The sequence below is a fragment of the Pseudorhizobium halotolerans genome (assembly GCF_902153235.2).
Taxonomy (GTDB): Bacteria; Pseudomonadota; Alphaproteobacteria; order Rhizobiales; family Rhizobiaceae; genus Neorhizobium; species Neorhizobium flavum.
The window spans coordinates 24,295-30,294 of sequence record NZ_CABFWE030000018.1 but is presented as its reverse complement, the minus strand read 5'-3'; the positions used below and the strand labels follow the sequence as shown (position 1 = coordinate 30,294).

At 60.1% G+C, this 6,000-nt stretch carries 12 protein-coding genes; all 12 read left to right on the top strand.

Features of this window, described 5'->3' with window-relative positions; translation table 11 throughout:
- Nucleotides 1-378: EF-Tu C-terminal domain-related protein (locus FN060_RS22830; protein ID WP_483314346.1), on the top strand; the 378-nt coding region annotated here is incomplete at its 5' end.
- Between the two features lie 307 nt (nucleotides 379-685).
- Nucleotides 686-994: a 30S ribosomal protein S10 gene (gene rpsJ / locus FN060_RS22825; RefSeq protein WP_003547547.1), complete on the top strand. Its 309-nt coding sequence runs from the start codon at nucleotides 686-688 to the stop codon at nucleotides 992-994.
- A gap of 37 nt (nucleotides 995-1,031) precedes the next feature.
- Nucleotides 1,032-1,673, top strand: coding sequence for a 50S ribosomal protein L3 (gene rplC / locus FN060_RS22820; RefSeq protein WP_052638117.1), 642 nt, complete (start codon nucleotides 1,032-1,034; stop codon nucleotides 1,671-1,673).
- A gap of 13 nt (nucleotides 1,674-1,686) precedes the next feature.
- Complete coding sequence (gene rplD / locus FN060_RS22815; protein WP_052638119.1) at nucleotides 1,687-2,307, top strand: 50S ribosomal protein L4; 621 nt, start codon at nucleotides 1,687-1,689, stop codon at nucleotides 2,305-2,307.
- Nucleotides 2,304-2,597: a 50S ribosomal protein L23 gene (locus tag FN060_RS22810; protein ID WP_052638122.1), complete on the top strand. Its 294-nt coding sequence runs from the start codon at nucleotides 2,304-2,306 to the stop codon at nucleotides 2,595-2,597. The genes rplD and FN060_RS22810 overlap by 4 nt, the downstream gene beginning before the upstream one ends.
- A gap of 11 nt (nucleotides 2,598-2,608) precedes the next feature.
- Nucleotides 2,609-3,445 (top strand): 50S ribosomal protein L2, encoded by an 837-nt coding sequence (rplB, locus tag FN060_RS22805; RefSeq protein ID WP_142590179.1) that lies wholly within the window; start codon nucleotides 2,609-2,611, stop codon nucleotides 3,443-3,445.
- 15 nt (nucleotides 3,446-3,460) lie between these two features.
- Nucleotides 3,461-3,739, top strand: coding sequence for a 30S ribosomal protein S19 (gene rpsS, locus FN060_RS22800; protein ID WP_028735901.1), 279 nt, complete (start codon nucleotides 3,461-3,463; stop codon nucleotides 3,737-3,739).
- Nucleotides 3,740-3,741: 2 nt separating this feature from the next.
- Nucleotides 3,742-4,131 (top strand): 50S ribosomal protein L22, encoded by a 390-nt coding sequence (gene rplV, locus FN060_RS22795; RefSeq protein ID WP_077547231.1) that lies wholly within the window; start codon nucleotides 3,742-3,744, stop codon nucleotides 4,129-4,131.
- Nucleotides 4,131-4,859 carry a 30S ribosomal protein S3 gene (gene rpsC / locus FN060_RS22790; RefSeq protein ID WP_142590178.1) on the top strand — a complete coding sequence of 243 codons (729 nt, stop codon included), beginning with the start codon at nucleotides 4,131-4,133 and terminating at the stop codon, nucleotides 4,857-4,859. Before rplV ends, rpsC begins: the two co-directional genes overlap by 1 nt.
- A 38-nt stretch (nucleotides 4,860-4,897) precedes the next feature.
- The gene (gene rplP / locus FN060_RS22785; protein WP_052638130.1) at nucleotides 4,898-5,311 is read left to right on the top strand and encodes a 50S ribosomal protein L16; all 414 of its coding nucleotides are present in this window, start codon (nucleotides 4,898-4,900) and stop codon (nucleotides 5,309-5,311) included.
- 12 nt (nucleotides 5,312-5,323) lie between these two features.
- Entirely contained in the window at nucleotides 5,324-5,524 is a 201-nt protein-coding gene (gene rpmC / locus FN060_RS22780; RefSeq protein WP_052638132.1) for a 50S ribosomal protein L29, read from the top strand.
- An 11-nt stretch (nucleotides 5,525-5,535) separates the two neighbouring features.
- Nucleotides 5,536-5,772, top strand: coding sequence for a 30S ribosomal protein S17 (rpsQ, locus tag FN060_RS22775; protein WP_052638134.1), 237 nt, complete (start codon nucleotides 5,536-5,538; stop codon nucleotides 5,770-5,772).
- Nucleotides 5,773-6,000: the final 228 nt, after the last annotated feature.

The window sequence follows — 6,000 nt, the reverse complement described above, 5'->3', positions numbered from 1 at the left end:
CAGGCCGGCGACAACATCGGCGCGCTGCTTCGCGGTGTCGACCGCAACGGCATCGAGCGTGGCCAGGTTCTCTGCAAGCCCGGTACGGTCAAGCCGCACAAGAAGTTCAAGGCAGAAGCCTACATCCTGACGAAGGAAGAGGGTGGCCGTCATACGCCGTTCTTCACGAACTACCGTCCGCAGTTCTACTTCCGCACGACGGACGTGACGGGCATCGTGACGCTTCCGGAAGGCACGGAAATGGTCATGCCTGGCGACAACGTCACGGTTGACGTCGAGCTGATCGTTCCGATCGCGATGGAAGAAAAGCTGCGCTTCGCTATCCGCGAAGGCGGTCGCACCGTCGGCGCCGGCATCGTCGCCTCGATCATCGAGTAATGGTTTGCCAAGGGCGCAGGGCTGCTCTGCGCCTTTGGTGGCAGAATCTTTAAGCAAGAAGCCGGTGGCGACTTGCTTATGACACGAAAATGTAGCAAATGGCGCGCGAGCGCGATTTGCCCCTGCTTCAAATGGGGCAGGGAACTGCAATCAACGATAAGGTGGGCCGATCGGCCCGGAGAGTGGAAAGGGATGCCGCGCCCCGGTGTCCCCTTCGATCTTTGAAACCGGTGGTCCGCCTTAGGTGAAAGAAAAACCCGTGCCGTATTGCGTGCACGTGGCTAACGAAGAACAAGGATAACGTCGAATGAACGGCCAAAATATCCGCATTCGCCTGAAGGCATTCGATCATCGTATTCTCGACGCTTCCACGCGCGAGATCGTGTCGACGGCGAAGCGCACCGGTGCTAGTGTCCGGGGCCCCGTTCCGCTTCCGACCCGAATCGAGAAGTTTACGGTTAACCGGTCCCCCCACATCGACAAGAAGAGCCGCGAGCAGTTCGAGATGCGCACGCACAAGCGCCTCCTCGACATCGTAGATCCGACACCGCAGACGGTAGACGCGCTGATGAAGCTCGATCTCGCCGCTGGTGTCGATGTTGAGATCAAGCTCTGAGGCTGCTGCCTCGAGCTGAGTGAGAAGGATTGAACCGATGCGTTCGGGTGTAATTGCACAGAAAGTGGGAATGACCCGCGTCTACAACGACGCTGGGGAACATATCCCGGTAACGGTATTGCGGCTGGAAAACTGCCAGGTCGTTGCTCATCGCACCAAGGAAAAGAACGGCTACACGGCCGTTCAGCTGGGTGCCGGCACGGCCAAGGTGAAGAACACGACCAAGGCGCTGCGCGGCCATTTTGCCGTCGCCGAAGTCGAGCCGAAGTCGAAGCTCGTCGAGTTTCGCGTTTCCGAAGACAACATGATCGATGTCGGCACCGAGCTGAAGGCTTCGCACTTCGAAGCCGGCCAGCTGGTTGACGTGACTGGTACCTCGATCGGTAAGGGTTTTGCCGGCGCCATGAAGCGCCACAACTTCGGCGGTCTGCGGGCCACGCACGGTGTGTCCGTTTCGCACCGTTCGCATGGTTCGACCGGTTCCAACCAGGATCCGGGCCGCGTCTGGAAGGGCAAGCGCATGGCTGGTCACATGGGCCAGACGCGCGTCACCACCCAGAACCTCGAAGTTGTCTCTACCGACGAAGGCCGCGGCCTGATCCTCGTCAAGGGTGCCGTTCCCGGCTCCAAGGGCGCCTGGATCGTTGTTCGCGACGCCGTCAAGTCGGCTGCGAAGTAAGGGAGCCAAGCACATGGAATTTAACGTCAAGACCCTCGAGGGTAAAGACGCTGGCAAGGTCTCCCTTTCGGATGAGATCTTCGGCCTCGACCCCCGCGAAGACATTCTCGCCCGCATGGTTCGTTGGCAGCTCGCCAAGAAGCAACAGGGCACCCACAAGATCAAGAACCGTTCGGAAGTCTCCCGCACCGGTGCGAAGATGTACAAGCAGAAGGGTACGGGCCGCGCTCGTCACCATTCGGCGCGTGCTCCCCAGTTCCGTGGCGGTGGCAAGGCTCACGGCCCGGTCGTCCGCAGCCATGCACACGATCTTCCCAAGAAGGTTCGTGCCCTGGCGCTGCGTCACGCCCTCTCGGCCAAGCTGAAGGCTGAAGACCTGATCGTCATCGACAATCTGGTTGCTGCCGAAGCCAAGACCAAGGCGCTTGTCGGTTCGTTCGCGTCACTCGGGCTCACCAATGCCCTGATCATCGGTGGTTCCGAACTCGACAACAACTTCAAGCTCGCCGCCCAGAACATCCCGAACGTCGATGTTCTGCCGGTTCAGGGCATCAATGTTTACGACATCCTGCGTCGGGGCAAGCTCGTGCTGTCCAAGGCTGCGGTGGAAGCTCTAGAGGAGCGTTTCAAGTGACCGATCTTCGCCACTATGATGTGATCGTCTCGCCGGCGATCACCGAAAAGTCGACACTGGTATCGGAGCAGAACCAGGTCGTCTTCAACGTTGCCAAGGATGCTTCCAAGCCGGAAATCAAGGCTGCCGTCGAGGCCCTGTTCGGCGTGAAGGTCAAGGCCGTCAACACGCTGGTCCGCAAGGGCAAGGTAAAGCGTTTCCGCGGCTTCATTGGCAAGCAGAAGGACGTGAAGAAGGCCGTCGTCACGCTGGTCGAAGGCCAGACCATCGACGTCTCCACCGGACTCTGAGGTAAAGAACAATGGCATTGAAAAGCTACAACCCGACGTCTCCGAGCCAGCGCCAGCTGGTCATCGTCGACCGGTCCGGTCTTCACAAAGGCAAGCCGGTCAAGGCGCTGACGGAGGGCCTCTCCAAGAGCGGCGGCCGTAACAACCTCGGTCGCATCACCGCCCGCTTCATCGGCGGCGGTCACAAGCGTACCTACCGCCTGGTCGACTTCAAGCGTCGCAAGTTCGACGTAGAAGGCACGGTCGAGCGTCTGGAATATGACCCCAACCGCACGGCGTTCATCGCTCTCGTCAGGTACGAGGACGGTGAGCTGGCTTATATCCTTGCTCCGCAGCGTCTCGCTGCCGGCGACAAGGTGATTGCGTCCGACAAGGCTGTCGACGTGAAGCCCGGCAACGCCATGCCGCTGCAGTACATCCCGGTCGGTTCGATCGTCCACAATGTCGAGATGAAGCCAGGCAAGGGCGGGCAGATTGCGCGTTCCGCTGGTACCTACGTTCAGCTCGTCGGCCGCGACCAGGGCATGGCTATCCTGCGCCTGAACTCGGGCGAGCAGCGCCTGGTCCCGGGTTCCTGCCTGGCGACCGTTGGCGCCGTCTCCAACCCGGACCACGGCAACATCAACGACGGCAAGGCTGGTCGTACCCGCTGGCGTGGCAAGACCCCGCATAACCGCGGTGTCGTCATGAACCCCGTCGACCACCCGCACGGTGGTGGTGAAGGCCGCACCTCGGGTGGCCGTCATCCCGTCACCCCGTGGGGCAAGCCCACCAAGGGCAAGCGTACGCGCTCGAACAAGTCGACCGACAAGTTCATCATGCGTTCGCGCCATCAGCGCAAGAAGTAAGAGAGGTAGTCAGGAATGGCTCGTTCAGTATGGAAAGGCCCGTTTGTTGACGGCTATCTTCTCAAGAAGGCTGAGAAGGTTCGTGAAGGCGGCCGCAGTGAAGTGATCAAGATCTGGAGCCGTCGCTCCACGATCCTGCCGCAGTTCGTCGGTCTCACCTTCGGCGTCTACAACGGCAGCAAGCACGTGCCGGTCTCGGTCAACGAAGACATGGTCGGCCACAAGTTCGGCGAATTCTCTCCGACCCGGACCTACTACGGTCATGGCGCGGACAAGAAGGCGAAGAGGAAGTAACGATGGCGAAGGCAAAGACCGAACGCCGGCTGAAGGACAACGAGGCGCAAGCCGTTGCCCGCACGCTCCGCGTCAGCCCGCAGAAGCTGAACCTCGTTGCCGCCCTGATCCGCGGCAAGAAGGTCGACCGCGCGCTTGCTGAGCTGGAATTCTCCCGCAAGCGCATCGCAGGCACGGTGAAGAAGACTCTCGAGTCCGCAATCGCCAATGCCGAGAACAACCATGACCTCGATGTCGACAGCCTGGTCGTATCGGAAGCATACGTCGGCAAGTCGATTGTCATGAAGCGTTTCCACGCTCGCGGTCGCGGCCGTGCATCTCGTATCGAGAAGCCGTTCGCGCACCTCACGATCGTCGTTCGCGAAGTCGAGGAAAAAGGGGAGGCCGCATAATGGGCCAGAAAATCAATCCGATCGGCTTCCGCCTCGGCATCAACCGTACCTGGGATAGCCGCTGGTTTGCCGACAATGCAGAATACGGCCAGCTGCTGCACGAGGATCTGAAGATCCGCGCGTATCTGATGTCCGAGCTGAAGCAGGCCGGTATTGCCAAGGTGGTCATCGAGCGTCCGCACAAGAAGTGCCGCGTGACGATCCACTCGGCTCGTCCGGGTCTGATCATCGGCAAGAAGGGCGCCGACATCGAGAAGCTCCGCAAGAAGCTTTCCGAGATGACGTCTTCCGAAACGCACCTCAACATCGTCGAGGTTCGCAAGCCGGAAGTCGATGCGACGCTGGTTGCCCAGTCGATCGCCCAGCAGCTCGAGCGTCGCGTGGCCTTCCGCCGCGCCATGAAGCGCGCTGTTCAGTCCGCTATGCGTCTTGGCGCCGAAGGCATCAAGATCACCTGCGCCGGTCGTCTCGGCGGTGCGGAAATCGCCCGTACGGAATGGTACCGTGAAGGTCGCGTTCCGCTCCACACGCTGCGCGCCGACATCGACTACGGTACGGCCGAGGCTGAAACCGCCTACGGGATCTGCGGCATCAAGGTCTGGATCTTCAAGGGCGAGATCCTGGAGCACGATCCGATGGCTTCCGAACGCCGTGCGCTGGAAGGCGATGCACAGGGTCCGGCAAGCCGTGAACGTGGCGATCGTCGCCGCGAACGCGAAAACGATTGATCAACGCTGGCGAAAGATAAGCTCGGAGAAGTAAGAAAATGTTGCAGCCAAAGCGTACAAAGTTCCGGAAGCAGTTCAAGGGACGCATCAAGGGTGTGGCCAAGGGCGGTTACGAGCTGGCCTTCGGCGAATTCGGCCTCAAGGCTCAGGAACCGAACCGCGTCAACGCACGCGAGATCGAAGCGGCCCGTCGTGCCATCACGCGTTACATGAAGCGTGCCGGTCGTGTGTGGATCCGCGTGTTCCCTGATGTTCCGGTCACTGCGAAGCCTACCGAAGTCCGTATGGGTAAGGGTAAGGGTTCGGTTGAATACTGGGCATGCAAGGTCAAGCCTGGTCGGATGATGTTCGAGATCGACGGCGTGTCGGAAGAGATTGCTCGCGAGGCGCTGCGCCTCGGTTCGGCCAAGCTCTCCGTCAAGACCCGCTTCGTTCAGCGCATCGCAGAGTAAGGAGAGGCTAGGATGAAAGCCGAAGACGTTCGCGCCCTCACGGCCGACCAACTCAAGGACAAGCTTGCTGAGCTCAAGAAGGAGCAGTTCAACCTGCGCTTCCAGAAGGCCACCGGCCAGCTCGAGAAGTCCTCGCGAGTGAACGAAGTTCGCAAGGACATCGCACGCTTGAAAACCATTGCCCGCCAGAAGGCGGCAGAAGCCAAGGCTTAAGGAAGAACAATATGCCGAAACGCATTCTGCAGGGCGTCGTAGTTTCCGACAAGAACGAGAAGACTGTTGTTGTCCGCGTCGAGCGCCGATTCGCGCACCCGCTGCTTCAGAAGACGGTCCGCCGTTCGAAGAAGTACAAGGCGCACGACGAAAACAACCAGTACAAGGTAGGTGACGTAGTTTCCATCCAGGAATGCGCGCCGATCTCCAAGGATAAGCGCTGGACGGTTGTATCCGCCCAGGCTTGATTGCAGACGAATTTGCGCCAGGGCCTTGCTTCTGGCGCAAATATCTGTATGAAGCACGCCATCGGCGCAGGACGCTCGGCAACGAGCGTTCTTTTGCTTTGAGCGCAGGGAAGGTCCTTAACAGGAAACCACCTTGGCAAGATCCATCCCGCGCACAATGAAATTCTGTCCATAAGCCGGATCGGGGCGTTCGCGCGCCCGGTCGTTCCGGTCATTAGAAAAAGGCGA

Excerpts from the sequence above, each read along its gene's own strand:
- rpsJ (WP_003547547.1), top strand. The coding sequence starts at position 686 with ATGAACGGCCAAAATATCCGCATTCGCCTGAAGGCATTCGATCATCGT.
- rplC (WP_052638117.1), top strand. The coding sequence starts at position 1,032 with ATGCGTTCGGGTGTAATTGCACAGAAAGTGGGAATGACCCGCGTCTAC.
- rplD (WP_052638119.1), top strand. The coding sequence starts at position 1,687 with ATGGAATTTAACGTCAAGACCCTCGAGGGTAAAGACGCTGGCAAGGTC.
- rplB (WP_142590179.1), top strand. The coding sequence starts at position 2,609 with ATGGCATTGAAAAGCTACAACCCGACGTCTCCGAGCCAGCGCCAGCTG.
- rpsS (WP_028735901.1), top strand. The coding sequence starts at position 3,461 with ATGGCTCGTTCAGTATGGAAAGGCCCGTTTGTTGACGGCTATCTTCTC.
- rplV (WP_077547231.1), top strand. The coding sequence starts at position 3,742 with ATGGCGAAGGCAAAGACCGAACGCCGGCTGAAGGACAACGAGGCGCAA.
- rpsC (WP_142590178.1), top strand. The coding sequence starts at position 4,131 with ATGGGCCAGAAAATCAATCCGATCGGCTTCCGCCTCGGCATCAACCGT.
- rplP (WP_052638130.1), top strand. The coding sequence starts at position 4,898 with ATGTTGCAGCCAAAGCGTACAAAGTTCCGGAAGCAGTTCAAGGGACGC.
- rpmC (WP_052638132.1), top strand. The coding sequence starts at position 5,324 with ATGAAAGCCGAAGACGTTCGCGCCCTCACGGCCGACCAACTCAAGGAC.
- rpsQ (WP_052638134.1), top strand. The coding sequence starts at position 5,536 with ATGCCGAAACGCATTCTGCAGGGCGTCGTAGTTTCCGACAAGAACGAG.